This window comes from Flaviaesturariibacter aridisoli (genome assembly GCF_004343705.1).
GTDB classification, from domain to species: Bacteria; Bacteroidota; Bacteroidia; order Chitinophagales; family Chitinophagaceae; genus Flavisolibacter; species Flavisolibacter aridisoli.
In genome coordinates this window covers 117,490-141,727 of the sequence record NZ_SKFH01000002.1, presented here as the reverse complement: position 1 = coordinate 141,727, position 24,238 = coordinate 117,490, and the positions used below count along the sequence as shown (strand labels likewise).

Below are 24,238 nucleotides of genomic sequence, written 5' to 3'. Positions count from 1 at the left end.
CCCCCGCCACTGGCGGGGGCTTTTTCGTACGTCCCTGGTTACATCCGCACGAGCTGGGCATTGATGGTCACATCCACCGTTTCGGCGATCTTCTTGAACACCATTTTAGGGATCGCGATCTTATGCTCGGCCACTTTGATGGGAAACTTGCTGGAAACCGTTACCTGGCCATTACGCACCTTCAGCACGGCCGGGATGACCCGTTTTTGGGTAACGCCGTGCAGGGTGAGCTCTCCGCTGGTGGTGATTGGGTAGTCGCCGTCCTTAGTGAGGTCTACCGGGCCGGCAAAAATGCCGCGGTAAGTACAGTCGGGGTACCTATCGCTCTCGAGGTAATTTTCGTTGAAATGACTCTGCATGAGTCCTGAGCGAAACTCGAAACCTTTGATCGGGATGGACACGAGGAAGCTGCGTTTTTCCCAGTCCACGACCGCTTTGCTGCTCTTATTGGTCGCTTCGATGTCCTCCAGCGGTGCCGACGAGAAAAAGGTGACCGTGGAAGTGCTGAACTGGGAACGGGTCTGGGCGCCGGCCGGCAGGGCCGCCAGCAGGAGCAGGGCCAGCAGGATGCGAATTCGGCCCGGAAGCTTGTTTACCATGTGTTTTTCTTTTTACCGCGCTTCAGCACGAAGTCGCGTGAAATATTGAAGCCCAAATGTATCCCACCGTTGCCCCAACTTTCAGAAGTTTCTGTTATAAATCCCTTTTCCACCATGGCCAGGGAGTTGGTGAGATGCAGCTGGAATACGTGCCCGCCGGTTTCGATGTCGAAGCCTAGGGAAAACGAGTTGAAATACTTGTTGAAGGAGGGTGAGGAGTGCTCCGGCGGCACCCGGTCGATGTACTCGACATTGAAGGCGATGCGCTTCGTAAGCTTGACGCGCGCGCCCACGCCGATAGCGAACAGGTTGTTTGGATCGGCGTTATAGTCCACCTGGTTTTTGTGGATGAAGGTGGGTGCCAGCTCGATCGAGAAGCGCTCCGACAGCTTGCGGGCCAGCAGCAATTGGTGGGTGTAGGTGAGGCGGTGGTGGGGGCCGTTCTTTTCTCCGGGCAGGTCTTTGAGACCACGCAGCACCACCGAGCCGAAGTAGACGAGACTCACCGGCACGGGCTTGGCGCCGCGCGCCTGCTGCAGCAGGCTGACCTTGGCGTAGCCGTCAAAATTTTTTTCAAGGGTACTGCGGCCGATGCCCAGCGCGAGGTGGCGGTTCAGTCCGTATTCAAGGGCGAAGCGCATCGTGGCCTGGTCGAGGCCGAAGAACTCGTAGCCCCCACCGTTAACCGCGCCGAAGCGGTGCTGGATCAGCAACTGCAGGGTGCCGGGCGCGGCCTTTTCTACCGAATGGAGATGGATGATACGGGTGCCCTTGAACGTGCCCGTTACATAGGTAAGTTGCGGCGGATCGGTAGTCTTTTGCGCGGTCATCAGCGAATCGAGGTTGTCCTGCCCGCGGGCGGCGTGGGCGATCAACACGAAGGCAAACAGGGTTCGTAAGCGTGGATGCATGGGTGTGCTGCGATTTAGTTGTTGGGAGCGCCTGCATCGACCCAGGCCTGGAAGCGGGCGATCGTGCAGTCGTCGAGCATGGGTCCGTTTTTGGGCATGAACGAAGCGGGGGCTTCGTGGCGGATGGCGCTCATCAGGAGCCCGTTCTGTACGTAGATGAGGACGTTGGCGTGTCCTTCGAGAATGCGGCGACTGCCCTGTGCGTCGGCGTTGGCGGCGCTGTGGCAACTGTAGCAGCTATTCTGAAGCACCGGGAGGATATGCGCGCTGTACGAACTTCCGGACGCATTGCAAAGTCCGTTCAGAGCTTCCTTTTTTGAATGGGAGCAGGAAAAGGCGCCCGCCAGTACGGCGGCGGACAGGAACGTAAGGAGCAGCGTTTTTTTCATGTGCGTTTTGATTGGCCCGCGGATGGGAACGTAGCTATATACGGGGAAGGGAAAGGAGCGGTTGCTTGCCTGCACCAGTTCGCTTATTTTTAGGTCATGAAGCCAACCATCTGCATGATTCTTTTTTGCTGCCTGCTCTTTACTGCTCGCAGCCAGGACGCCGCATCGCGCTACATCAACGACGGCGTGGACCTCCACGACCGCGGCTACCTCGAGGAAGCGATTCTCAAATACGATTCGGCACTCCGGCTGGATCCGAAGCACTACCTGGCCAACTACGAAAAAGCCCTGACGCTGACCGAGCTTAAGCGCTACGCCGATGCCGCGGCCCTTTGCGACTTCGTGCTCCGGGAGCATCCCGATTCGGCGGCACGTCTCGTGTATGTGCTTTACGGCACCCTGCTCGACTACCAGGGCCAGGGCGATGAGGCGGTCCGTATTTATACAAAGGGCATCCGGAAAAATCCCGACTCCTATATATTGTATTTCAACCGGGCGGTGAGCTATGCACAGCAGAATAAGACCGATGATGCCGAAGCCGACCTCGCGCATGCCCTTGCGCGCAATCCTTACCATCCCGGCTCGCACAACCTGTTGGCCCGCCTCCAGGAGTCCGCCAACCCCGTATACAGCCTGCTGGCTACCGCCTTTTTCCTCGCCCTGGAGCAGCGCGGCGAGCGGGCCACCGCGGCCCTGCAGCGTCTCGATCGACTGTTGGGTGCGGGCGTGGAGCAGAAGGACGAAAAGAACATCAGTATCTCCGTATTCATGCCTTCGGAAAAAGACAAGAAAAAGAACAACGAGTTCAGCCGGGTGCACCTGCTGATGAGCCTGACAGCCGCCACTGTGATGAGCGGACACAAGAACGATGCGCATGCCGACCGGATCCGCCTGATCATGAGCGGCGCCATCGCGTCTCTGTCCGTACCCCGCAAGGAAGACCGCGGCTTCGGCTGGCGCTTTTACGCCCCGTTGCTGGCCGACCTCGAAAAGGCCGGTCACCTCGAAGCCTGGGCCCACCTGGCCTGCTCCTCCGAAAACGACAGCGCCAACGCCGCCTGGCTGAGCCAGCACAAAGAAGCCGTAACCGCCTTCCGCGACTGGCTGAACGGCTATAGCTGGCCGCGGAACGTGGATAAATGAGCCCTTTCCCGCTGCCGCCGAACGGGCAGCGGTGCTTAACTTGCGGCCATGCAGTCCTACCACGACCTTTTGCGGCATATCTTGGCCAACGGCGTTGCTAAAAGCGACCGCACCGGCACGGGCACCATCAGCACCTTTGGTTACCAGATGCGCTTCAACCTGCAGGAGGGCTTTCCGCTGGTGACCACCAAGAAAGTGCACCTCAAAAGCATCATCTATGAGCTGCTCTGGTTTTTGCAGGGAAGCACCAACACAGCGTACCTCAAGGAACATGGTGTGTCGATCTGGGACGAATGGGCCGCCCCCGACGGCGAGCTTGGTCCCGTTTACGGCAAGCAGTGGCGCAGCTGGGAAGGCGCCGACGGCACCGTGCACGACCAGGTCAAGGATGTGCTGCAGCAGATCCGGACCAACCCCGACAGCCGGCGCATGCTGGTGAGTGCCTGGAACGTGGCCGACCTGCCCAAAATGGCGCTGATGCCCTGCCACGCGCTGTTTCAATTTTATGTGAGCGAAGGAAAGTTGTCCTGCCAGCTCTACCAGCGCTCGGCCGACGTGTTCCTGGGCGTTCCGTTCAACATCGCTTCCTATGCGTTGCTTACGATGATGATGGCGCAGGTGACCGGCCTGCAACCCGGCGACTTCATCCATACCTTTGGCGACGTGCACATCTACCAGAATCACTTGGAGCAGGTACAGACACAGCTGCAGCGAGCGCCCTTCCCGCCGCCCGTGATGCGGCTCAACCCGGCGGTGACCGACCTGTTCGCCTTCCGCTACGAAGACTTCACGCTCGAAAATTACCAGAGCCATCCCGCCATCAAAGCCCCGGTTGCCGTATGACGCTGAGCCTGCTGGTGGCCGCCGACGAGGCCAACGTGATCGGGATCAACAACGAGCTGCCCTGGCGGCTTCCTGGCGACCTGAAATATTTCAAGAACCTCACCTGGGGCATGCCGATCCTCATGGGTCGTAAGACCTTCGAGTCGATCGGGAAACCGCTGCCGGGCCGCCACAGCATCGTCATCACCCGCAACCCGGAGTGGCGGCACGAAGGCGTAGAGACCGTGCATTCGCTCGGGGCCGCGCTGGAAGCGGCCCAGCGACGCTCCGTCAACGAGCTGTTTCTTATCGGTGGCGCGGAGATCTTTCGCAGCGCCCTGCCGCAGGCCGACCGTGTGTACCTGACCCGCATCTATAAGAGGTATGACGGCGATGCCTTCTTTCCCGAGCTCGGCCCCGAGTGGTACCTGGTAAACGAACACGTGGTGGAGGCGGAAGGCGACACGCCGCGCCATAGCTTCCAGCTGTGGGAGCGTGCTTCTCAATCCTCAGAACTATAAGAATCCCGGATGTACTCCGCTCCAATACTGGCCGTAAAATACCTGCGCTATTACCTGACTGCGATGAACGGTAAGGGGCACGGCATGCACTCGCCTTTTATCTACAGCTTTATCCGGAATGTGCTCAACGACTACAGCCGCTACGGCGTGCCGGCCGAAGTGGAGCACCTGCGCTACCAGCTGCGCAGCGACCGCACGGAACTGACGGTGGAAGACCTCGGCGCCGGTTCGCGCACGGGTGCCGCGAAGCAGCGCACCGTGGCCCAGCTCGCCCGTACGGCCGTCAAACCGTGTAAATACGGTCAGCTGCTCTACCGCCTTGTACGGCACTATCGTCCCGCTACCATTGTGGAGCTGGGTACGTCGCTGGGCGTTACCACAGCGTACCTCGTCAAGGGCGGAGCAAGTACCGTGCATTCCATCGAGGGCAGCAGCGAGATCCACCAGGTAGCGCGTCGCAACCTCGAGGCGCTGGGCGCACGCGCACAGCTGCACCAGGGCAACTTCGATACGGTGCTGCCCGCGCTGCTTTCGCGGCTGGAGCAGGTGGACCTGGCCTTTGTGGACGGCAACCACCGCTATGAGCCCACGATCCGTTACTTCACGCAGCTGCTGGAGCATTGCGGCAACGACAGCATCCTTGTGTTCGACGATATTCACTGGAGTGCCGATATGGAACGGGCCTGGGCCGAGATCAAGGCACATCCCCGCGTGCGCTGCACGGTGGACCTTTTCTTCCTCGGCTTTGTGTTCTTCCGCGATGAATTCAAGGTGCCCCGTCATTTCAGTATCCGCTATTAGACCGGGAACGATTTCGTAAACATAATCGGGCCGAAGTGCTGCGTTCCGGGAGGCGGGGCCAATTTTTCTTTACCTTACGCGGGCAACGAAAACAAAAACGCTATGACGATAGGTGTGTTGAAAGAACCGGCGCCGGAAACAAGGGTGTCGCTGCTGCCCGAGGCGGTGGCCGCCCTGGTGAAAAAAGGGATCACGGTGCTGGTGGAAACGGGCGCGGGCGCCGCCGCTTACGCTCCCGATGCCGACTACGAGGCCGCCGGTGCCCGTATTTCTACAATGGATGCTGTTGCTTCCGCATCGGATATTCTCCTGGCCATTCATCGCCCGGCATCGGTGCCGGCAAACGGCAAGGTGCTCATTGGTGTTTTCGGTCTCCTGGCCGATCCGGGCGGCGCCCGCGCATTGCAGGAGGCCGGTGTGACCACCTTCAGCCTCGACCTGCTGCCCCGCACTACGCGGGCGCAGAGCATGGACGTGCTGAGCTCGCAGGCCAACATCGCCGGTTATAAGGCCGTATTGCTGGCCGCCAACCTGTATCCCCGCTACTTCCCCATGTTCATGACGGCCGCTGGCTCCATTGCCCCGGCGAAGATCCTCATCCTCGGTGCCGGCGTGGCCGGGCTGCAGGCGATCGCTACCGCCCGCCGCCTCGGAGCCGTGGTGGAAGTGTTCGACACGCGCCCCGCGGTGAAGGAAGAAGTTATGAGCCTCGGCGCCAAGTTCGTGGAAGTGGAAGGCGCAGCCGATGCTTCGAAAGCCGGCGGCTACGCCGTAGAGCAAAGTGACGAATACAAGCAAAAGCAGCAACAGCGGATCGCCGACAGCGCTGCCAAAGCCGATATCATCATCACCACCGCGCAGATTCCGGGCCGCCGGGCGCCGGTGCTGATCACCGAAGAAACGCTGCAGCGCATGCGTCCCGGATCGGTCATCATCGACATTGCTGCGGCCACCGGCGGCAACACCCCCTTTACGAAAAACAACGCCACCGTCGACCATCGCGGCATCCGCATCGTGGGCGACAGCAACCTGCAGGCTTCGATGCCTTCGGATGCGAGCAAGCTGTACGGAAAGAACATCCTCAATTTCCTGCAGCTGATCACCACGGAAGAAGGTGCCCTGCACCTCAACTGGGAAGACGATCTCGTAAAGGGCAGCTGCGTCACCCACGAGGGGGAAGTGCTGCACGAGCGTGTGGCCGGTGCCCTGCAGGGTGTGTAGCGAGCGCATAGAAATCTGAATTCTGAAATCCGAAAATTGACATATGAACACAGTAGTGGAGTGGATCTCCAATAACCGCGAGCTTTTTTACATCGTCATCCTTATGATCTTCGTCGGCATCGAGATCATCGGCCGGGTGCCCAGCGTGCTGCACACCCCGCTGATGAGCGGCGCCAACGCCATCCACGGCGTGGTGATCATCGGCGCCATCATCGTGATGGGCCGCGCTGAAAGCGACAATTATTTCGCCCTCGTGCTCGGCTTCCTGGCCGTTGTGCTGGGCACGCTCAACGTTGTCGGCGGCTTTGTGGTCACCGACCGGATGCTGGAAATGTTCAAATCGAAAAAGAAGAAATAACACGCATGGAACCGAGCCTGCTTACGATAATCTACCTGATCGCCTCCGTCACCTTTGTCCTGGGCCTGAAGATGCTGTCGCACCCCGAGAGCGCCCGTAAGGGCAATCTCATTGCGGCGGGCGGCATGACCCTCGCTGTCTTCGGCACCATCTTTATTTACCACGACCGCTATACCGACGAAGGGCTGCACAACCTGCCCTGGATCTTCCTCGCCCTCGTGGTGGGTGGCATCCTCGGTGTGCTGATGGCACGCCGCGTAAAGATGACCGCCATGCCCGAAATGGTGAGTCTCTTCAACGGCATGGGCGGCGCCTGCGCGGCCCTCATTTCCATTCTCGAATTCAACCACTTTCTCGCCGAGCACTTCGTGATCCGCGTGCAGGATCCCGGCGACACTTCGGTGCTGTCGGAGGGGCTGCCGGTCAACTACGGCATGCTCGTGACGATCTTCCTCGGGCTCATCATCGGCTCCGTGTCCTTTGCCGGCTCGATGATCGCCTGGGGCAAGCTCAATGGCCGGATCAAGGACTTTTCGTTCCGCGGGCAGCACATCGTGAACATTGCGCTGCTGGCTGCCATCGTCGGTATCGCGGTCATCCTGCTCTCGAACATCAGCACCTCTTTTTCGATCGATGAGGGCGGCCTGACCAACACGGCCAACCGGGTGGTGATCCGGGGGCCGCTCAGTTTCCTCCGTATCAACACCAGCGTGTATGTATTGTTTTATACGCTGTTCTTTTTCTCGCTGGCCTACGGCGTGCTGTTCGTGCTGCCGATTGGTGGTGCCGACATGCCGGTGGTGATCTCGCTGCTCAACTCGTTTACGGGTGTGGCCGCGGCCTGCGGCGGCTTCCTGTATGATAATAAGGTGATGCTCACCGGAGGTATCCTCGTGGGTGCCGCGGGTACATTGCTCACGATCCTCATGTGCCGTGCCATGAACCGCTCGCTGAAGAACGTGCTGATCGGTTCTTTCGGCGGAGGCAACAATACAGCCGCTGGCGCAGGGTCCGGCAAGGACCAGGGACACGTCAAAGAGATCTCGCTCGCTGATGCGGCGGTTGTGATGGCCTATGCCAACAAGGTAATGATCGTACCCGGCTACGGCCTTGCAGTAGCGCAGGCGCAGCATGCCTGTCACGAGCTGGAAAAAATGCTGCAGGAGCGCGGCGTGGAGGTGAAGTACGCCATTCATCCCGTGGCCGGCCGCATGCCCGGGCATATGAACGTGCTGCTGGCCGAAGCTGACGTTTCGTACGAGAAGCTGCAGGAAATGGAGCAGGCCAACGAGGAGTTTCCGACCACCGACGTGGTGCTGGTGCTCGGCGCCAACGACGTAGTCAACCCCGCCGCCAAGCGGGACACGGCCTCGCCCATCTACGGGATGCCCATCCTGGAAGTGGAAGCGGCGAAAACGGTTATCGTCAACAAGCGCTCGATGAAGCCGGGCTACGCCGGCATCGAGAACGAGCTTTTCTTTGAGCCGAAAACGTCGATGCTGTTCGGCGATGCCAAGAAAGTGCTGCAGGACCTCATTGGTGAGATCAAGAACCTATAGCCTAGTGAACCGGAAACAAGGAATTCAGAATAGCGAAGGGCTGCCGCAAGGTGGCCCTTACTTTTGCACGTATGCAGCTTCCCGAACCCTTGCTTCAGTCGCTCGAGGGCGTTCCCGGCTTCGACCGGGACGCGTTCGTTTCGGTACACCAGTCCGGTGCACAGGTGACCTCGGTGCGCTTCAACCCGGCCAAGCCGGTATCCGGAACAGGGGGCCACGGCCTGCCGCTTGCCGGCGCCGTACCTTGGACGCAGCATGGCTACTACCTGGAGCACCGCCCTTCGTTTACGTTCGATCCGCTGTTTCACGCCGGCACCTACTACGTGCAGGAAGCTTCGAGCATGTTCCTGGAGCAGGCGCTGCTGCAACATGCCGAAGTGACACAGCCCCTGCGGGTGCTGGACCTTTGTGCAGCACCGGGTGGCAAAAGCACGCACCTGCAGTCGCTGATCTCGGAAGGGAGCCTGCTTGTGAGCAACGAGGTGATCAAGGCGCGCGCTGCGATCCTCACCGAAAACCTGACCAAATGGGGCGGCAGTAATGTGGTGGTCAGCAACAACGACCCGGCGCACTTCGCGCGGCTGGAAGGCTTTTTCGATGTGCTGGTGGTGGACGCTCCGTGCAGCGGCTCGGGCCTGTTCCGCCGCGATCCCGAAGCCATCGGCGAATGGAGCCCGTCGGCCGTGCAATTGTGCCAGGGCCGCCAGCAGCGCATTCTCGCCGACGCCTGGCCCGCGCTGAGGCAGGACGGGTTGCTCCTGTACTCCACCTGCTCCTATTCGCCCGAAGAAGACGAATCGATCCTCGACTGGCTGATGGAAACGTTCGATTGCGAATCCCTTCCCTTGCAGCGCCCCGATGCCGGTATTGTAGAAATACGGTCGCCGCGCGGCGCCTGGGGCTACCGGTTCTACCCGGATAAAATAAAAGGCGAGGGCTTTTTCCTGGCGGCCATTCGCAAGCGCGATGCCGCTACGGCGCCGCGGCACAAGGTGAAATCCCTGGAAATGCTGTCGCAAAAGGAATCCGCCGCCCTCCACCGCTGGATGGACGGGGACGGCCTGCGCTTCCTGCGCCACGGCCAGCGTGTGTTTGCCTTTCCGGAAGATGCAGTGTCCGACCTGGTCATCCTTCAATCGGCACTCTACCTGCAGAGCGCCGGAACGGTGCTGGGCGAACCGATCCGCGACAAGCTGGTGCCCGACCCCGCGCTGGCACTCAGCCCGCGCGTATCGGAGGAAGTGCTGCGCTGCCCCCTCGATTACGACAACGCCATCCGTTTTCTGCAGCGGCAGGACCTCTCGCTCGACGCCCCGAAGGGCTGGCAGCTGGCAACCTTTGCGGGTGTAGCGCTTGGATGGATGAATGTGCTGCCCAATCGCGTCAACAACTACTACCCGCGTGAATGGCGCATCCGCGCGCAGGCCCCATCCCCGGGCCCCGATCCGGCTGGAGCGCCCGAAGGGACTTTTGAAAAATAATCTTCATATTTGTACGGGCTGCCCGCAGCCCTTCGCCACCTGGAAGAACCCAACCCCGCCACCACCATGAAAAAACTCACACTCCTTTTTCTCAGCATCTGCTTTTCCATTGTTGCATTTTGCCAGGAACTCCTGGTTCAGAGCGGCGACAAAGGATTATATATCGTTCATACCGTAGTACCGAAAGAAAACTTCTATTCCGTCGGCCGCCTGTATGCCCTGTCGCCCAAGGAAATCGCCGCGTTCAACAACGTGGACATGACGCATGGGCTCAGCATCGGCCAGTCGATCCAGATCCCGCTAACAGCCGCCAATTTCTCACAGGCGTCGGCTGCACAGGGCCGCCCGGTGTATTACGTGGTGGGCGAGAAAGAGGGACTGTACCGCGTTAGCCTGAAAAACGGCAAGGTGCTGATGGCCGACCTGCGCAAATGGAACCACCTGAGCAGCGATGCGATCAGCACGGGCCAGAAGCTGATCGTGGGTTACCTGGGTGCGGCACAAGCAGCGCCCGCCACGGTGAGCGCTCCCGCGAGCCATCCCCCGGCTTCGACTCCCGTGACGCATGACCCCGCGCCGCGCCGCGATTCCACGGCGGTGAAGCCCGTTACCCCCGTAGAGCGGCCTATGGCCGACTCGGGTTCTGCCCGGCCGGTGCAGGTAGTACCTACACCCGCACCCAGCAGCCAGGCTCCGCGCACCGCCGTGAAAGACGGCCAGGGCGGCGCTTTCCGCGGCGCGTGGGAGCAGCAGGTGAAGAGTGGTACCTCGCGCGATGCCAGCGTGGTATCGGGGATCTTCAAGACCGCCAGCGGCTGGCAGGACACCAAGTATTACCTGCTGATCGACGGCGTTGAGCCCGGCAGCATCGTTAAGGTATCGAGCCCCTCTACAGGCAAATTCATTTACGCCAAAGTGTTGGGCGGCATGAGCGGCATCCGCCAGAACCAGGGCTACGACATCCGCATTTCCAACGCGGCGGCTTCCGTACTCGAAGCCGGTGACTCCGAAAAGTTCACCGTACGCATCCAGTATTAATACGATCCTGTTTTAACTCCTTACCATGAAAAGAATTTTGACCGCGCTGGCCCTTGCAACGGGCGGCGCACTCGCAGCGCAGAATACGCAGCCGGTGGTTGTTCCGGGCTTTACGCCGCTGACCTATACACCGTCCACGCCCGTCAAAAACCAAGGCGCCAGCGGCACCTGCTGGTGCTTCTCGGCAACGTCGATGCTGGAATCGCAGGCCCTGAGCAAAGGCGCCGGCGAGCTCGACCTCTCCGAAGCCTTCACCGTGCGCAACATCTATATGGAGAAAGCCCGCAACTACGTGCTGCGGCAGGGAAAGGCCCAATTCAGCGAGGGCGGGCTTGGCCACGACCTCGTGCGGGCCGTATCGCTTTATGGAGCCATGCCCGAAACCGCGTTCCCGGCCTACCGCGAACCGCAGAAAGGCATCGACCACCAGAAGCTCGTTGCCGTACTTACCCGCTATGTGGACAGCGTTGTGAAAGCACCGGTGCAGACCGCCTCCTGGGAGATGGGATTCGAAGCGCTGCTCGACCAGTACCTGGGTCATCCGCCTGCTTCCTTTCCTTATGAAGGCAAGACCTATACGCCGCAAAGCTTTGCCAAGGACGTACTGAAGTTCAATGCGAACGATTACGTTTGTCTCACGTCGTTCACGCACCAGCCCTACTATGCGCCGTTCGTGGTACAGGTGCCCGACAATTATTCCAACGGCGCGTACTACAACGTCCCGCTCGACGAGCTCACGGCCGCGGCCAAAGCAGCACTGCGCCAGAAATATTCCATCGTGTGGGATGCTGATGTCAGCAACGGGGGCTTCCGTCAGAAAGACGGACTTGCGCTGTACATTTCGCAAAACAGCAGCAAGCAGGCCTTTGGTCCGGAGATGACCGAAGAAGCCGCCACGCCCGAAGAGCGGCAGCGCCTCTACGAATCGCTCGTGACGCAGGACGATCACCTGATGCATATTGTAGGACTGGAGCGGAATGCTTCCGGCAAAGAATATTTCCTTGTGAAAAACTCCTGGGGCGCGGTCGGTCCTTACAAAGGATATGTCCTCGTATCGGAGCCTTATTTCCGGATCAATACGATCACGCTGGTAGTACCTAAGGCAGGCTTGCCGAAGGAACTGATAGCGAAACTGAAGTTGTAAGTTGACAAAGGGCTCGCACAGCGAGCCCTTTGTCATTGCGAGGGCCTACTGGCTTCAGGAAAAGCGGTATCCCCTCAAAAATTCTTCCACACCCATCCGTTTCTTTCCTTCGAGTTGTAGTTCTACAACCTGCAGCCAGCCGTCGGGACAGGCGAAGCGGAGCATCGATTTGCCATCTGTATCAAAATTTCCGGGCGCCACCGCCGGGGCGCTATTGTCGGTGCGGCTACGGTAGATCTTGAGCGTCTTTCCATTCAGCGTGGTGAAGGCGCCGGGGAAGGGGGCGAGCCCGCGCACGCGGTTGTGCACGTCGGCGAGGGGCTGGCTCCAGTCAATGCGGCAGGTGTCGGTAAAGATCTTGGGTGCGTGTTTGAGCGAGGCCGGGTTGAGGTGCGATTGCGGCGTTTCCGTAATGCTGCCTTCGGCGAGCCCGCGTACGGTGCGCACCAGCAGCGCGGCGCCGAGGTCCTTCATCCGGTCGTGCACGTCGCCGGCGGTATCGTTCGGACCGATCGCCATCCGCTCCTGCAGCAGGATGTCGCCGGTGTCAATTTCGTGTTTGAGACGAAAGGTGGTCACGCCCGTCTCGGGCTCGCCGTTGATGACGGCCCAATTGATCGGGGCAGCGCCGCGGTATTGCGGCAGCAGCGATCCGTGTACGTTGAGCGTGCCCATCGGCGGCATATTCCATACGATCTCCGGCAGCATGCGAAAGGCCACCACCACCTGCAGGTCGGCACGCAGCGCCCGCAGTTCGGCAATAAAGTCCGGGTTTTTCAGCTTTTCCGGTTGCAGCAGGTGCAGGCCCTTTTCCTGTGCGTATTTTTTCACCGCGCTGCCCTGCAGCTGCATGCCCCGCCCGGCGGGTTTGTCGGGCGCCGTAATCACACCTACTACGTTGCAGCCGGCTTCTACAAGGGCATTCAGCGAAGCCACGGCAAATTCGGGGGTGCCCATAAAGACGATTCGAAGATCCTGGAAATTCATGGGGCGAAGTTAGTGTGCCTTTCAAGTTTCAGCAGAATGCAACCAGTGAAAGGTGGCGAAGGGAAAGTGGTTTTTCACCGCGAAGAGAAAAAGAAAAGAAGTTGGCACGCGAAGAGAAAATTAAACAGATTCGCCACAGGCGGGCCATTTTCGTATTCTTTGCGAAACACCTTTTTCTCTTCTTTTCTTCGCGGTTCCGAACCCTATTTTTCTTTACTTTCTTCGTCACTCGAAGTCTTCATAAAGAAGGTACTTCTTGCGGATCGCCTTGAAGTTGCTCAATGCCGGTTCCCAGCTGGCGCGGATATCGTCTTCGGTCTTGCCGTCGCGGATTTGTTGCGCCAGGATCTCGTTGCCGGCAAGGCGCGTGAAGTTAGCCTTGAAGAAAGAGTCTTTCTGCGGGTAAAGGCGATAGGCTTCCAGGAGGTAGCGCAGCTGTAGGCGCCCGGCGTTTTGGGGATGTAGCTCCCTGCGCTCCGCGGAAAGGTCCCAGCCGTAGCAGGTCTGCCCGTTGTACCGCGGCTTCGGGGCACCCTCGGTAGGGCCGGGGGTAAAGGCAAACAGGTGCTTCGGCAGGAGCGGGGCGCCGATAGTAGCAAAGGGGCGTGCTGTGCCGCGGCCTTCGGTAACGGCCGTGCCCTCAAAAAGGCAGGTGGACGTATACCAATAGATCGCCGTCATGTCGGGGAGGTTGGGTGAGGGGCGCACGGGAAGTACGTAGCGGCTCTTATGGGTGTAGCCGGCACAGGGTATGACCTCCAGCCGGAAGTAGCGCGCGCCGGGCGCGTAGCGGGCCCGCTTTGTCACCTCGAATGCGCGGTTAGCGGCATCCGACAGCCAGCCTTCAAGGAGGAGCATCTGCGCATATTCGCCGGGCGTCATGCCATAGGCAATAGGAATCGGCTGCAGGCCCACGAAGGTCTTGAACTTCGGGTCGAGCACCGGGCCGTCGACATAAAAGCCATTCGGATTGGGTCGGTCCAGGATCATCAGCGGAATGCCGTTTTCCAGAGCGGCTTCCAGGTAATACTGCAGCGAGGAGATATAGGTATAGAAGCGCGCACCGACGTCCTGTATGTCGTACACCATGATGTCGATATCCTTCAGGTCTTCCGGTGCGGGCTTCAATTTTTTCCCGTACAGCGATACTACGGGCACGCCGGTGGCGGCGTCTACGTTGCTGCGGATCTCGGCGCCGTCGGGCGCGTTGCCGCGGAAGCCATGCTCGGGACCGAAGATCACCCGGAGGTCGATGCCGGAGTGCTTCAGGAAGTCGGCCAGGTGGCTGCCCTGGGCGCGCGAAGTCTGGTTAACCAGCAAGGCCACCTTCTTACCCCGCAGTTGCGGCAGGTAAGCGGTGGGCTGTTCGGCGGCGGGGAGGATGGCGGATACTTTCGGCGCGGCTACAACGGTGTGGGGCGAACGCTTTTGCCTGAGCTTCGTTTTGATCTTCGTCTTCTGGGCCATCGTGCTGCCCGCGAGCAGAAACAGGAGGGCGGCGGCCAGGGCGCTGCGTACAAACATGGTATTCGTTTTGTGCGCTTCAAATTACCTCATTTTTCACGGGCGAAGCGGTAAAGACTTACCTTGCCGGACTTTGCCCACTCAAAACTCTACTATGCAACAAGTACAAAACGGCGACAAGGTTCGCGTACATTATCACGGCAAGCTGCGCAGCGGCGAAACTTTTGACAGCTCCGAAGGCCGCGAGCCGCTGGAATTTACGGTGGGCAGTGGCCAGGTGATCCCGGGCTTCGACGAAGGCGTGCGCGGCATGCAGGCAGGAGAGAAGAAGACCGTTGAGATCCCTGTAGACCAGGCCTATGGTCAGAAAAGCCAGGAGATGATCATCGAGTTTCCGACGAACCAGTTTCCTTCCGATATGAAGCCCGAAGTAGGCATGCAGCTGATGATGAACAACGGCCAGGGCCAACAGTTCCCCGTCACCATCGCCGAAGTGCGTGAAGATTCCGTGCTTCTTGACGCCAACCATCCCCTCGCCGGTCAGGATCTCATTTTCGACCTGGAGCTGGTGGAGATCGTGCCCACGAGCCGCATCATCATGCCGTAGTTTATTGAATATTGAATAATGTTTATTGAATAGTTCTGTTGAGGCCCCGCATCCGTGGGGCTTTTTCATTAGTACTATTTATCCCCCCATTCTCCCATTCTCCCATTACCCCGTTATTTTTGGCCTATGTTCCAGGATTACTCGTTCACCGCCTCCGAGCGCTTTATGCGCTATGTGCAGGTAGATACGCAAAGCAACCCGCAGTCGCAGAGCCAGCCCAGCACCGAAAAGCAAAAGAATCTTTCCCGCATCCTTGTGGAGGAGCTCAATGCCATGGGCGCGGCCGATGTGGAGCTCGATGAGCACGGCTATGTGTATGCAACGATCCCGTCCAATACGGACAAGGACGTGCCGGTGATCTGCTTCTGCTCGCACGTGGATACGGCGCCCGACGCCAGCGGCACCGGGGTGAAGCCGCTGCTGCACCGTAATTATACGGGTGCCGATATCGTGCTTCCCGACGACAACGCGATCGTCATCAGCCCGAAGGATTTTCCTTACCTGGAACAATTGAAAGGCCACGACCTCATCACGGCTTCCGGCACCACGCTGCTCGGCGCCGACGACAAAGCCGGGGTGGCCGAGATCATGGACGCGGCGCACTACCTGCTGACGCACCCCGGGGTGAAGCACGGCGCCATCCGCATCCTGTTCACCCCCGATGAAGAGGTGGGCCGCGGCACCGCGAAGGTGGATATGCAAAAGCTCGGCGCCCGCTTCGGCTACACGCTCGATGGCGGCGAGGCCGGCTCGCTCGAAGACGAGACCTTCAGCGCCGATGCGGTCAGTATCGTCATCAATGGCGTGATCACCCATCCCGGCTATGCCAAAGACAAGCTGGTAAACGCATTGAAGATCGGTGGCGAAGTCCTGGCCCGCCTGCCCAAAACCGAGCTGTCGCCCGAAACGACCGACGGCAAGCAGGGCTTTGTGCACCCCGTGCGCTTCGAAGGAATCGCCGAGCGCTGCACGCTCGAGTTCATCATCCGCGACTTCGATACGGCGCTGCTGAAGGCGAAGGAAGACTTCCTGCAGGAGCTGACCGCCCTTGTGGTGCAAAGCTATCCCGGCGCCTCCTTTGAGTTCGTGGTGACGGAGCAATACCGCAACATGAAAGAGGTGCTGGACCAGCATCCCGAAGTGGTGGCCAACGCCAAAGAGGCCATCCGCCGCGCCGGCCTGGAGCTGCGCATGGAGAGCATCCGCGGCGGCACCGACGGCTCGCGCCTGTCGTTCATGGGCCTGCCCTGCCCGAACCTGTTCGCCGGCATGCAAGGCATCCATTCGATGAAGGAATTCGTAAGCGTGCAGGACATGAACAAGGCCGTGGAAACCATCGTACATTTATGCAGCATCTGGGCGGAGGCGTGAATCGTGAATCGTCAACCGTGACACGTTGATGAGGCAGTCAGGATACGAAAAGGTTTGCCCGGTTCGTTTTGAAATATGCGGCTAGTTTTCCTGCTCGGTTTGTTGGGTGTGATGATGGCGGCGCCAGCGCAAAGCCTGCTGCTGAACGGCGACTTCGAAGAGGAGAATCTCTGCACAGAATACCAGCAGAATTGCGCGCCCGAAGCCTGGCTTACTACCGTGCCGGCCTATCCCTACTTTTTCGAGGATGCGGAACATGCCTTTCACGGCACCCGCTATATCGGCTTTGTGTCGGGCAACGAGCGCCTGCGCGTGCAGCGCGCCTACGTGCGCAGCCGGCTTGTATGCGGCATGCGCCCCGGCGCCCGCTACCGGTTGCAGCTGCTGGTGCGCGCCGATTATCCCGGGCTGCTTGATAGTTCGGGGGTGCAGTTTTCTTCCTACGACATCCTTTGTAATAAGAAGCGGCCGGGGGAGCTGGCGGCCGACCTGTTTTTCCGCAATGGCGAGCAGCGGCCCGCACGCGACGGGTGGACGCGCATCGCCTTTGAGTATACCGCCCGCGGCGACGAAGGCTATGTTTCCTTCGGCAACTTCCGCCGCGCCGATTGGAGCGCGTCGCTGGGGGGCAAGGCGGAACGCTACCAGGTGTACCTCGACAGCGTGTCGCTGCTGCCCCTCGATCCGTACGAGCGCCTTTGCCCCGACTGGAGGAAGCAGCGCGATACAATCTACAGCGAAGACTACCGGCACAATTACCAGATCCGCTTTATGTACGGCTGCAGCAAGGTGCCTCCGCGCCCGGTTGTATTGCCACCGAGTGTGCAGATACGCGTCGACACGATCATTGTGCCCGACGTGCTCTTTGCCACCGCCCGCGCCGACCTCGACAAAAAAGCACTGCTCCTGCTCGACAGCCTGATGCGGCGCCTGCCGCCCGACGCGCTCGACTCGATCCTGGTGGAAGGCCACACCGACAACGTGGGTAAGCCCGAAGCCAACCAGCAGCTTTCGGAGGCACGTGCGCAGGCCGTGGGCCACTATCTTGAATATGGTCAGAATGTGCCGGTGCAAACGCGCGGCTGGGGTGCCACAAGGCCCATTGCCGACAACCGCGTGCCCGCGGGACGCCGCAGCAACCGGCGCGTGGAGATTTACCTGTACCTGCGCAACCATCCGTAGCTACCGGGAAATGGGTAGGCGCGGATGTGATTGAAGACGCTATCTTTATTCCGTTCAAAAACCACTACTATGTTTTTTCTGCAAACCGACACCGGGGGCATCGCCACCTTTCTGATACACTATTGGTGGCTGCTCGTGTTGCTCTTCATCGTCTTCAGCGGCATTTTCACCATCAACCAGGCACACGTGGGCGTCATCACCATGTTTGGCCGCTACCAGCGCATGGTGCGCCCAGGTCTTAACTTCAAAATCCCGATGCTGGAGCAGCTATACAAGAAGATCTCCATCCAGAACCGCTCCGTGGAAATGGAGTTCCAGGCGGTGACGCAGGACCAGGCCAACGTGTATTTCAAGAGCATGCTGCTCTACGCCGTGCAGAATGCCGATGATGAAACGATCAAGAAAGTGGCGTTCAAATTTATCTCCGACCGCGACCTGATGCAGGCGCTGGTGCGCACCATCGAAGGCAACATCCGCTCCTTCGTGGCCACCAAGAAGCAGGCGGAAGTGCTCGGGCTGCGTAAGGATATCGTGGAGTATGTGAAAGTGGAGATCGACCACGTGCTTGAAGATTGGGGCTATCACCTGCTCGACCTGCAGATCAACGACATCACCTTCGACAAGGCCATCCTTGATTCGATGAGCAAGGTCGTTGCGTCCAATAACCTGAAGGCCGCGGCGGAGAACGAAGGCCAGGCGCTGCTGATCACCAAGACAAAGTCGGCTGAAGCCGAGGGTAATGCCATCAAGATCGCCGCCGAGGCCGAACGCGAGGCCGCGCGCCTGCGGGGCCAGGGCGTGGCGCTCTTCCGCCAGGAAGTGGCCCGCGGTATGACCGAGGCCGCCGAGCAAATGAAGCAGGCTAACCTGGACACCAACGTCATTCTCTTCAGCATGTGGACCGAAGCGATCAAGAACTTCGCCGAATACGGCAAGGGCAACGTGATCTTCCTCGATGGCTCGTCGCAGGGAATGGAAACGACCATGAAGCAGATCCAGGCCCTGATGGTGAAGCACGCGGGGCAATGAGTGATAAATAATGAGTAATCAGTAAGGAGTAAACGCCCAAGGCGTCGCGCAAGCGACGCCTTGGGCGTCTTTGCGATCTACCCCACAGCATTTGTTAAAACGTATCGTTACCGGCACGCCCGCCCTTCATTTTCCGCTTACTTTGGAAAATAAGCAGCGGGCTATCCCGTTAATACGCCATACACTACATTTACGCCCCAAAGAAGAACCTATGTTTCTGCTCCAGACGACCCTCGACACGGCCGCGCACGCAGCGGCGGCCACCGACGCCAACCACGACGGCAGCATCAGCCTGTATGAGCTCCTGACGCTGGGGGGCTGGCTGATGATCCCGCTGGCGGTGCTTTTCCTGCTGACGATCTACGTATTCTTCGAGCGCCTGTCGGCCATCCGCAAGGCTTCGAAGATCGATGACAATTTCATGAACATCATCCGCGACCACATCGTTAACGGTAATGTGTCGGCGGCCCGCAGCTTCGCCAAAAACACCAACAACCCCGTGGCCCGCATCATCGACAAGGGCATACAGCGCCTCGGCAAGCCGATCGATTCCATCGAAAAAAGTATGGAGAACGTGGGCAAGCTCGAGTTGTACCATATGGAGAAGAACCTGTCGGTGCTGTCGCTCATCGCCGGCATTGCGCCGATGTTCGGCTTCCTCGGTACTATCTTCGGTATGTTCAAGCTGTTTTACAACCTTGCTTCCACCGGCGACTTCACTATCCAGACGATGGCCGGTGGTATCTACACGAAGATGATCACGTCGGCATCCGGCCTCATCATCGGCTTGCTGGCCTACATTGCGCACAACTTCCTGTCGACGCAAGTAGACAAGACGGCTAACCGCATGGAAGCCGCCAGCGCCGAATTCCTCGACATCCTGCAGGAACCCACCCGTTAATCCCAGGCGCCATGAACATTCGCAGAAAGCTCAAAGCACATACGGAGATTCACACCGGCCCGCTGAACGACATCTTGTTCATCCTGCTGCTGTTCTTTCTCATCGCCGCCACGCTGGCGAATCCCAACCTGGTGCGGGTAAACAACCCGCGCGCTTCGAAGGATACGAAAGCCAAGCAGGATATCGTAGTGACCATCAATAAAGAACAGCAATTCTACCTCGGCACGTCGCCCGTGCCCGCCGGCCAGATCGACTCCCTGCTGAAGCTGCAGATCGAAGCAGCCCGCAAAAACACCGACACACCCACCGTGGTGGTCAACGCCGATACTTCGGCCTACTACGGCGAAGTATTCCGCGTGATGACCATCGCCAAGCGCAACAACGCCAAAGTTTCCGCACTTGTTAAATGATCAGGCTGACTGAGCCGTTTGAGCAGTTGACCGATTGGTCTGTAATGGATTACCCGCCTGATAACAGCAACGCCCCAGCCGTAGGCCGGGGCGTTGCTGTTTATGATTAACCGGTCAACTGATTAACCGGTCACCTTCACCATGCGGTCCTTCCCCTGCATGTCTTTCCGTACTTCTACGGTACCGAAACCTTCACTCCGGAACAGTTCTTCCACTGCACCACCGAGCTCTTCGTGGATCTCGAGATAGATCGTGCCCTTGCTGTGAAGCCGCTTGTGGGCGAATCGGGCGATCGCGCGGTAGAAAATAAGTGCGTCGTCGTTGGGCACGAAAAGCGCGCTGTGCGGCTCGTAGCGGACTACATTGCCGTGCATGTTTTCCTTGTCGCTCCAGGGAATATAGGGCGGGTTGGATACGAGCACGTCCACCGAAGGAAGCTGCTTCCGCTGCGCTTCGTCGAGGAAGTCGATGCCCTGGAAGTCGACACGGATGCCGGTGTCGGAACCATTGCGGCGCGCGACGTTGAGGGCGATCTCGCTCACATCGCAGCCCCATACTTCGGCCCGCGGTATCGCCGACTTAAGGGCCAGAGCGATGCAGCCGCTGCCCGTGCCTACGTCGAGGATCTTGAGCAGGTCGGTGCGGTCGGCGTCCTCCGGTCCTTTCTCTACCAGGGCGGGATAAGCGCTCCGCAGGTCGCGCACGATCCAGTCCACCAGTTCCTCTGTTTCGGGGCGGGGGATAAGCACTGCGCGGTCCACGTACAAGCGCAGGCCGTAAAACCAGGCTTCACCAAGCACATATTGCACCGGTTCTTCGGCGGCCAGTCGCTCGGCGTGCGCCAGCACCAGCACCTGCTGCTCGGGCGTCAGCTGGCGGTCGGCGTGCAGGCCCAGCACGCCGCGATCGTCGCCGGTAACGGCTTCGAGCACGAGTGTCGCGATGGCGGACGCTTCCGAAGGTTCGTAGCTGCCTGCCAGGCGTTCGCGCAGGGTCATCAGGGCCGATCCGTAATTCATCCGTCAAACATAATCCTTTCTTTATTTTTGGCGCCCGATGAGCACCCCGATCACCCATGAAACCTGGATGGACCGCTGCCTGCAGCTGGCCGCGCTCGGCGAGGCCACGGTTGCGCCCAACCCGATGGTGGGAGCGGTGCTGGTGCATGGCGACCGCATCATCGGGGAAGGCTGGCACCAGGCCTATGGCGGGCCGCACGCCGAAGTGCATTGCTTCGGGTCGGTTGCCGACGACGACCGCCAGCTCATCCCGGAATCTACCCTGTATGTGTCGCTGGAGCCCTGCGCCCATTGGGGCAAGACGCCTCCCTGTGCCGACCGCATCGTTGCCGAGCGTGTGACCCGCGTGGTGGTCGGCTGCCGCGACCCTTTTCCCGCCGTCGACGGCAAGGGCATCGAAAAGCTGCGCGCCGCCGGCGTTGATGTGACCGTAGGAATACGGGAAGCCGAGTGCCTGCGTATCAATGAAGTGTTCTTCACCTTTCACAGCCGCAAGCGACCCTTCATCACGCTCAAGTGGGCGCAAAGCGCCGACGGCTTTATTGCCGGGCCGAGATCGCGCCGTGTGGCCATCAGCAATGCCGCCTCCGCCCGGATCGTCCACCGCCTCCGGGCCGGTCATGGCGCCATTTTGGTCGGCACGAATACGGCGCTCTTCGACGACCCCGAGCTCAGTACGCGCCATTGGCCGGGTCGCCACCCGCTCCGGTTGGTGGTGGATCGACAACTGCGCCTGCCGGCGCAACTAAAGCTGTTCAACGGCGAGCAACCTACGCTGGTGCTCAACGCCCTGCAAAAAAGCGCCCACCACAACCTCGAATACCTGCGGCTTGATTTTTCGCAGGACGACCTTGCTGCCCAGGTGTGCGAGCTCCTGTATGTGCGCGGTATCACCGGCCTGCTCGTGGAAGGCGGCGCGCGTCTGCTGCAGCACTTTATCGACAGCGGCCTCTGGGACCGGGTGTACCGCATTACCGCGCCCTCTTTGCGGCTTGGATCGGGCATCGCGGCGCCGCTGCTTGCCGGCGGGATCGCAACTGGTCGCAGCGGCATTGCCGGCGACTGGTGGGACGAATACCGCGCATCACCCGAAGTTTTGGTAGGTTTGCAGCCCCGATGACGCATTATCACTCGATCGAAAAAGAGGCGCTGGCCGAATTCCGCGACCGCGGAAGCACCTTCCTGGCTTATGCTTTTCCCATCAGCACGACGGATGATTTCAAAAAGCGCCTGAAGGAACTCAAAGAGGAACATCCCAAGGCTGCGCATCATTGCTTTGCCTACCGCATCGGCACCGATGGCAACAACTTCCGTGCTTCCGACGACGGCGAGCCGTCGGGTTCTGCCGGTAAGCCCATTCTCGGCCAGCTCGACTCCAAAGGGGTGACCAACGCAGCCATCGTGGTGGTCCGCTATTTCGGTGGTACGCTGCTCGGCGTACCTGGTCTGATCAATGCTTACAAAACCGTTGCGTCGTATGCGCTCCAGCTGACCCCGCTTATTCAAAAGCCGATGCTGGTCAGGTACGAGCTGCATTTTGATTACACCCTGATGAACGATGTGATGATGGTGGTGAAACGCTTCGGCTGCACCGTGATTGAAAATGAGGCGCAGCTTTTCTGCCGCATGGTTGTCGGCGTTCCTAAGAAAGACGAAGAAGCCTGCCTGCAAAAACTCCGGGACATGCATACGCTGGAGGTACGCGGGCCCCTGTCCCCAAAGGGGGGCACTTAGGTTGATCTTTACTGCTGGTTGGGATCATTCCTAATGTTGTTTATACAAAAGCCCTGAAGATACCGTCAGGGCTTTCTATTCCCCTTCCCTTCGGGAAAGGGTTAGGGGATGGGCTGCGCCCCCCTTTGGGGGACAGGGGGCTTACCATTTCCGTGCGATCCAGGCCAGCAGCAGCGCTCCGGCAATGAACAGCAGGATGTTGATGAGGAAGTCGACGCGCGAAGAGGGCGGCTCGTATTCGGGGTATTCGATGTTCCAGAACCCGGCATTGGCCATCTGCCAAAGGTCTTCGGCGGTGATGATGATGCGGCTCACGCGCTCGTGGGGCGGCTTGTACAGAAGTGCCCCGACGCTGTGGTCTTCTTCGTTGGTGTGGTAATACCATTTATACGCGCTGATGTCCGCACCAAAGCGCATGCTGAAACCTTCCACCAATTTCGTGAAATCCTTTCCCCGGCATTGCAGGTCTTCAAAGATGTCGTCCTGCGCCTCCGCATCCGGCCGGCCGGTCCTGCGGCGCACAAAGGCCAGTACATCCGCAAGCGGGATCCGGATTTCCGGCTCTTCCGGGTTATTTACGGAATCCGGCACTGACCACGAGTTCTTTGGATCCGGGCGTATAGGTGTAGAAGCCTTCACCGCTCTTGGCGCCGAGTTTCTTTGCCGTCACCATGTTCACCAGCAGCGGGCAGGGCGCGTATTTGGGGTTGCCGAAGCCGTCGTAGAGCACGCGCAGGATGCTGAGGCATACGTCGAGGCCAATGAAGTCGGCGAGCTGCAGCGGTCCCATCGGGTGGGCCATGCCGAGCTTCATCACCGTATCGATCTCTTCCACGCCGGCCACGCCCTCGTACAGGCTGTAGATGGCTTCGTTGATCATCGGCATCAGGATGCGGTTGGCGATGAAGCCGGGATAGTCGTTCACTACGCAGGGCACTTTGCCGAGTTGCTTGCTGAGGGCTACGATCTGTTCGGTCACTTCCGCTTTTGTTGCATAGCCGTTGATGATCTCCACGAGCTTCATCACCGGCACGGGGTTCATGAAGTGCATGCCGATCACCAGCTCGGGGCGCGCTGTGACGGCCGCGATGCGCGTGATGGAAATGGAGGAAGTATTGGTGGCCAGGATACAGCCTGCGGGGGCCGCCGCATCGAGCTGGCGGAAAATCTGGAGTTTGAGGTCTACGTTCTCAGTGGCCGCTTCCACCACCAGCTCCACGCCTTCGAGTCCGCCGGTCATTTCAGTGAACGTGCGGATGTTGGCCAGCGACGCGCCTTTCTGTTCTTCGGTCAGCGCGCCCTTGGACACCTGGCGGTCCATGTTCCTGGAGATCGTGCCGATGGCTTTGTCCAGCTGCGCCTGCGAAACGTCGATGAGGGCGACAGAGAATCCGGCCTGGGCAAATACGTGGGCGATGCCATTGCCCATGGTGCCGGCACCGATAACAGCGACTTTTTTCATATAGCGGTTTTGTCTGGGCGCAAATATAGGCGGCAGAAAAGGTTTTGGAAGGATTTGGGAGGTTTTGCCGGGTTTTGGAGGGTCC

General features: G+C 59.6%; 26 protein-coding genes. 18 read left to right on the top strand and 8 right to left on the bottom strand.

Annotated elements, in window-relative coordinates:
* Window positions 1-38: 38 nt before the first annotated feature.
* From E0486_RS02270 to E0486_RS02260, 3 genes are read right to left on the bottom strand one after another with little or no spacing between them, the layout of a single operon-like run.
* On the bottom strand, window positions 39-599 hold the full coding sequence (locus E0486_RS02270; protein WP_131850518.1) for a YceI family protein: 561 nt from the start codon (window positions 597-599) through the stop codon (window positions 39-41).
* Window positions 593-1,510 carry a DUF5777 family beta-barrel protein gene (locus tag E0486_RS02265; protein WP_131850517.1) on the bottom strand — a complete coding sequence of 306 codons (918 nt, stop codon included), beginning with the start codon at window positions 1,508-1,510 and terminating at the stop codon, window positions 593-595. Before E0486_RS02265 ends, E0486_RS02270 begins: the two co-directional genes overlap by 7 nt.
* Before the next feature lie 14 nt (window positions 1,511-1,524).
* Entirely contained in the window at window positions 1,525-1,899 is a 375-nt protein-coding gene (locus E0486_RS02260; protein WP_131850516.1) for a hypothetical protein, read from the bottom strand.
* Between the two features lie 96 nt (window positions 1,900-1,995).
* On the opposite strand from E0486_RS02260, the gene E0486_RS02255 reads away from it, so the two are divergent.
* The 10 genes from E0486_RS02255 to E0486_RS02210 all read left to right on the top strand — a co-directional run bounded on the left by E0486_RS02255 (window position 1,996) and on the right by E0486_RS02210 (window position 11,987).
* Complete coding sequence (locus E0486_RS02255; RefSeq protein ID WP_131850515.1) at window positions 1,996-3,042, top strand: tetratricopeptide repeat protein; 1,047 nt, start codon at window positions 1,996-1,998, stop codon at window positions 3,040-3,042.
* Between the two features lie 48 nt (window positions 3,043-3,090).
* Window positions 3,091-3,885, top strand: a complete 795-nt coding sequence (locus E0486_RS02250) for a thymidylate synthase (protein ID WP_131850514.1) — start codon at window positions 3,091-3,093, stop codon at window positions 3,883-3,885.
* The gene (locus E0486_RS02245) at window positions 3,882-4,385 is read left to right on the top strand and encodes a dihydrofolate reductase (protein ID WP_131850513.1); all 504 of its coding nucleotides are present in this window, start codon (window positions 3,882-3,884) and stop codon (window positions 4,383-4,385) included. Before E0486_RS02250 ends, E0486_RS02245 begins: the two co-directional genes overlap by 4 nt.
* Window positions 4,386-4,394: 9 nt before the next feature.
* Window positions 4,395-5,186 carry an O-methyltransferase gene (locus tag E0486_RS02240; protein ID WP_131850512.1) on the top strand — a complete coding sequence of 264 codons (792 nt, stop codon included), beginning with the start codon at window positions 4,395-4,397 and terminating at the stop codon, window positions 5,184-5,186.
* Window positions 5,187-5,288: 102 nt separating this feature from the next.
* On the top strand, window positions 5,289-6,407 hold the full coding sequence (locus E0486_RS02235; RefSeq protein WP_131850511.1) for an NAD(P) transhydrogenase subunit alpha: 1,119 nt from the start codon (window positions 5,289-5,291) through the stop codon (window positions 6,405-6,407).
* A 43-nt stretch (window positions 6,408-6,450) separates the two neighbouring features.
* Window positions 6,451-6,765 (top strand): NAD(P) transhydrogenase subunit alpha part 2, encoded by a 315-nt coding sequence (locus E0486_RS02230; RefSeq protein WP_131850510.1) that lies wholly within the window; start codon window positions 6,451-6,453, stop codon window positions 6,763-6,765.
* Window positions 6,766-6,770: 5 nt separating this feature from the next.
* Entirely contained in the window at window positions 6,771-8,324 is a 1,554-nt protein-coding gene (locus E0486_RS02225; RefSeq protein ID WP_131850509.1) for an NAD(P)(+) transhydrogenase (Re/Si-specific) subunit beta, read from the top strand.
* 71 nt (window positions 8,325-8,395) lie between these two features.
* The gene (locus tag E0486_RS02220) at window positions 8,396-9,805 is read left to right on the top strand and encodes a methyltransferase RsmF C-terminal domain-like protein (RefSeq protein WP_131850508.1); all 1,410 of its coding nucleotides are present in this window, start codon (window positions 8,396-8,398) and stop codon (window positions 9,803-9,805) included.
* 66 nt (window positions 9,806-9,871) lie between these two features.
* Window positions 9,872-10,843 carry a LysM peptidoglycan-binding domain-containing protein gene (locus E0486_RS02215; protein WP_131850507.1) on the top strand — a complete coding sequence of 324 codons (972 nt, stop codon included), beginning with the start codon at window positions 9,872-9,874 and terminating at the stop codon, window positions 10,841-10,843.
* A 25-nt stretch (window positions 10,844-10,868) separates the two neighbouring features.
* A complete protein-coding gene (locus E0486_RS02210) occupies window positions 10,869-11,987 on the top strand; it encodes a C1 family peptidase (protein WP_131850506.1) in 1,119 nt (372 codons plus the stop codon).
* Window positions 11,988-12,041: 54 nt separating this feature from the next.
* Here the strand turns inward: E0486_RS02210 and fmt are convergent, their stop codons facing one another.
* Together fmt and E0486_RS02200 are read right to left on the bottom strand one after the other, a co-directional pair.
* Window positions 12,042-12,974: a methionyl-tRNA formyltransferase gene (gene fmt / locus E0486_RS02205; RefSeq protein ID WP_243697357.1), complete on the bottom strand. Its 933-nt coding sequence runs from the start codon at window positions 12,972-12,974 to the stop codon at window positions 12,042-12,044.
* 225 nt (window positions 12,975-13,199) lie between these two features.
* A complete protein-coding gene (locus E0486_RS02200) occupies window positions 13,200-14,498 on the bottom strand; it encodes an exo-beta-N-acetylmuramidase NamZ family protein (protein ID WP_207906182.1) in 1,299 nt (432 codons plus the stop codon).
* Window positions 14,499-14,592: 94 nt separating this feature from the next.
* Here E0486_RS02200 and E0486_RS02195 point away from each other — a divergent pair, with 94 nt between their 5' ends.
* The 6 genes from E0486_RS02195 to E0486_RS02170 all read left to right on the top strand — a co-directional run bounded on the left by E0486_RS02195 (window position 14,593) and on the right by E0486_RS02170 (window position 19,938).
* Window positions 14,593-15,045, top strand: a complete 453-nt coding sequence (locus E0486_RS02195; RefSeq protein ID WP_131850505.1) for an FKBP-type peptidyl-prolyl cis-trans isomerase — start codon at window positions 14,593-14,595, stop codon at window positions 15,043-15,045.
* A gap of 126 nt (window positions 15,046-15,171) precedes the next feature.
* Entirely contained in the window at window positions 15,172-16,416 is a 1,245-nt protein-coding gene (gene pepT, locus E0486_RS02190; protein ID WP_131850504.1) for a peptidase T, read from the top strand.
* A gap of 75 nt (window positions 16,417-16,491) precedes the next feature.
* Entirely contained in the window at window positions 16,492-17,598 is a 1,107-nt protein-coding gene (locus E0486_RS02185; RefSeq protein WP_131850503.1) for an OmpA family protein, read from the top strand.
* A 69-nt stretch (window positions 17,599-17,667) separates the two neighbouring features.
* A complete protein-coding gene (locus tag E0486_RS02180; protein ID WP_131850502.1) occupies window positions 17,668-18,627 on the top strand; it encodes an SPFH domain-containing protein in 960 nt (319 codons plus the stop codon).
* A 211-nt stretch (window positions 18,628-18,838) separates the two neighbouring features.
* A complete protein-coding gene (locus E0486_RS02175; protein ID WP_131850501.1) occupies window positions 18,839-19,528 on the top strand; it encodes a MotA/TolQ/ExbB proton channel family protein in 690 nt (229 codons plus the stop codon).
* A gap of 11 nt (window positions 19,529-19,539) precedes the next feature.
* Window positions 19,540-19,938, top strand: coding sequence for an ExbD/TolR family protein (locus E0486_RS02170; RefSeq protein WP_131850500.1), 399 nt, complete (start codon window positions 19,540-19,542; stop codon window positions 19,936-19,938).
* 122 nt (window positions 19,939-20,060) lie between these two features.
* Here the strand turns inward: E0486_RS02170 and prmC are convergent, their stop codons facing one another.
* Complete coding sequence (prmC, locus tag E0486_RS02165; RefSeq protein WP_131850499.1) at window positions 20,061-20,957, bottom strand: peptide chain release factor N(5)-glutamine methyltransferase; 897 nt, start codon at window positions 20,955-20,957, stop codon at window positions 20,061-20,063.
* Window positions 20,958-20,994: 37 nt separating this feature from the next.
* Between prmC and ribD the strand changes: the two genes are divergently transcribed.
* Entirely contained in the window at window positions 20,995-22,077 is a 1,083-nt protein-coding gene (gene ribD / locus E0486_RS02160; protein WP_131850498.1) for a bifunctional diaminohydroxyphosphoribosylaminopyrimidine deaminase/5-amino-6-(5-phosphoribosylamino)uracil reductase RibD, read from the top strand.
* Window positions 22,074-22,691: an IMPACT family protein gene (locus E0486_RS02155; RefSeq protein WP_131850497.1), complete on the top strand. Its 618-nt coding sequence runs from the start codon at window positions 22,074-22,076 to the stop codon at window positions 22,689-22,691. The genes ribD and E0486_RS02155 overlap by 4 nt, the downstream gene beginning before the upstream one ends.
* Before the next feature lie 141 nt (window positions 22,692-22,832).
* On the opposite strand, the gene E0486_RS02150 is transcribed toward E0486_RS02155, so the two are convergent.
* Window positions 22,833-23,282: a hypothetical protein gene (locus tag E0486_RS02150; RefSeq protein WP_131850496.1), complete on the bottom strand. Its 450-nt coding sequence runs from the start codon at window positions 23,280-23,282 to the stop codon at window positions 22,833-22,835.
* Entirely contained in the window at window positions 23,263-24,153 is an 891-nt protein-coding gene (locus E0486_RS02145; RefSeq protein WP_131850495.1) for a 3-hydroxyacyl-CoA dehydrogenase family protein, read from the bottom strand. Before E0486_RS02145 ends, E0486_RS02150 begins: the two co-directional genes overlap by 20 nt.
* Between the last annotated feature and the right edge of the window lie 85 nt (window positions 24,154-24,238).

What these genes read in the sequence shown, in the direction of transcription:
- E0486_RS02185 (WP_131850503.1), top strand. Translation starts at nt 16,492, where the DNA reads ATGCGGCTAGTTTTCCTGCTCGGTTTGTTGGGTGTGATGATGGCGGCG.
- E0486_RS02225 (WP_131850509.1), top strand. Translation starts at nt 6,771, where the DNA reads ATGGAACCGAGCCTGCTTACGATAATCTACCTGATCGCCTCCGTCACC.
- pepT (WP_131850504.1), top strand. Translation starts at nt 15,172, where the DNA reads ATGTTCCAGGATTACTCGTTCACCGCCTCCGAGCGCTTTATGCGCTAT.
- E0486_RS02180 (WP_131850502.1), top strand. Translation starts at nt 17,668, where the DNA reads ATGTTTTTTCTGCAAACCGACACCGGGGGCATCGCCACCTTTCTGATA.
- E0486_RS02175 (WP_131850501.1), top strand. Translation starts at nt 18,839, where the DNA reads ATGTTTCTGCTCCAGACGACCCTCGACACGGCCGCGCACGCAGCGGCG.
- ribD (WP_131850498.1), top strand. Translation starts at nt 20,995, where the DNA reads ATGAGCACCCCGATCACCCATGAAACCTGGATGGACCGCTGCCTGCAG.
- E0486_RS02250 (WP_131850514.1), top strand. Translation starts at nt 3,091, where the DNA reads ATGCAGTCCTACCACGACCTTTTGCGGCATATCTTGGCCAACGGCGTT.
- E0486_RS02255 (WP_131850515.1), top strand. Translation starts at nt 1,996, where the DNA reads ATGAAGCCAACCATCTGCATGATTCTTTTTTGCTGCCTGCTCTTTACT.
- E0486_RS02245 (WP_131850513.1), top strand. Translation starts at nt 3,882, where the DNA reads ATGACGCTGAGCCTGCTGGTGGCCGCCGACGAGGCCAACGTGATCGGG.
- E0486_RS02230 (WP_131850510.1), top strand. Translation starts at nt 6,451, where the DNA reads ATGAACACAGTAGTGGAGTGGATCTCCAATAACCGCGAGCTTTTTTAC.
- E0486_RS02220 (WP_131850508.1), top strand. Translation starts at nt 8,396, where the DNA reads ATGCAGCTTCCCGAACCCTTGCTTCAGTCGCTCGAGGGCGTTCCCGGC.
- E0486_RS02270 (WP_131850518.1), bottom strand. Translation starts at nt 599, where the DNA reads ATGGTAAACAAGCTTCCGGGCCGAATTCGCATCCTGCTGGCCCTGCTC.
- E0486_RS02170 (WP_131850500.1), top strand. Translation starts at nt 19,540, where the DNA reads ATGAACATTCGCAGAAAGCTCAAAGCACATACGGAGATTCACACCGGC.
- E0486_RS02235 (WP_131850511.1), top strand. Translation starts at nt 5,289, where the DNA reads ATGACGATAGGTGTGTTGAAAGAACCGGCGCCGGAAACAAGGGTGTCG.
- E0486_RS02200 (WP_207906182.1), bottom strand. Translation starts at nt 14,498, where the DNA reads ATGTTTGTACGCAGCGCCCTGGCCGCCGCCCTCCTGTTTCTGCTCGCG.
- E0486_RS02155 (WP_131850497.1), top strand. Translation starts at nt 22,074, where the DNA reads ATGACGCATTATCACTCGATCGAAAAAGAGGCGCTGGCCGAATTCCGC.
- prmC (WP_131850499.1), bottom strand. Translation starts at nt 20,957, where the DNA reads ATGAATTACGGATCGGCCCTGATGACCCTGCGCGAACGCCTGGCAGGC.
- E0486_RS02215 (WP_131850507.1), top strand. Translation starts at nt 9,872, where the DNA reads ATGAAAAAACTCACACTCCTTTTTCTCAGCATCTGCTTTTCCATTGTT.
- E0486_RS02240 (WP_131850512.1), top strand. Translation starts at nt 4,395, where the DNA reads ATGTACTCCGCTCCAATACTGGCCGTAAAATACCTGCGCTATTACCTG.
- fmt (WP_243697357.1), bottom strand. Translation starts at nt 12,974, where the DNA reads ATGAATTTCCAGGATCTTCGAATCGTCTTTATGGGCACCCCCGAATTT.
- E0486_RS02265 (WP_131850517.1), bottom strand. Translation starts at nt 1,510, where the DNA reads ATGCATCCACGCTTACGAACCCTGTTTGCCTTCGTGTTGATCGCCCAC.
- E0486_RS02210 (WP_131850506.1), top strand. Translation starts at nt 10,869, where the DNA reads ATGAAAAGAATTTTGACCGCGCTGGCCCTTGCAACGGGCGGCGCACTC.
- E0486_RS02195 (WP_131850505.1), top strand. Translation starts at nt 14,593, where the DNA reads ATGCAACAAGTACAAAACGGCGACAAGGTTCGCGTACATTATCACGGC.
- E0486_RS02145 (WP_131850495.1), bottom strand. Translation starts at nt 24,153, where the DNA reads ATGAAAAAAGTCGCTGTTATCGGTGCCGGCACCATGGGCAATGGCATC.
- E0486_RS02260 (WP_131850516.1), bottom strand. Translation starts at nt 1,899, where the DNA reads ATGAAAAAAACGCTGCTCCTTACGTTCCTGTCCGCCGCCGTACTGGCG.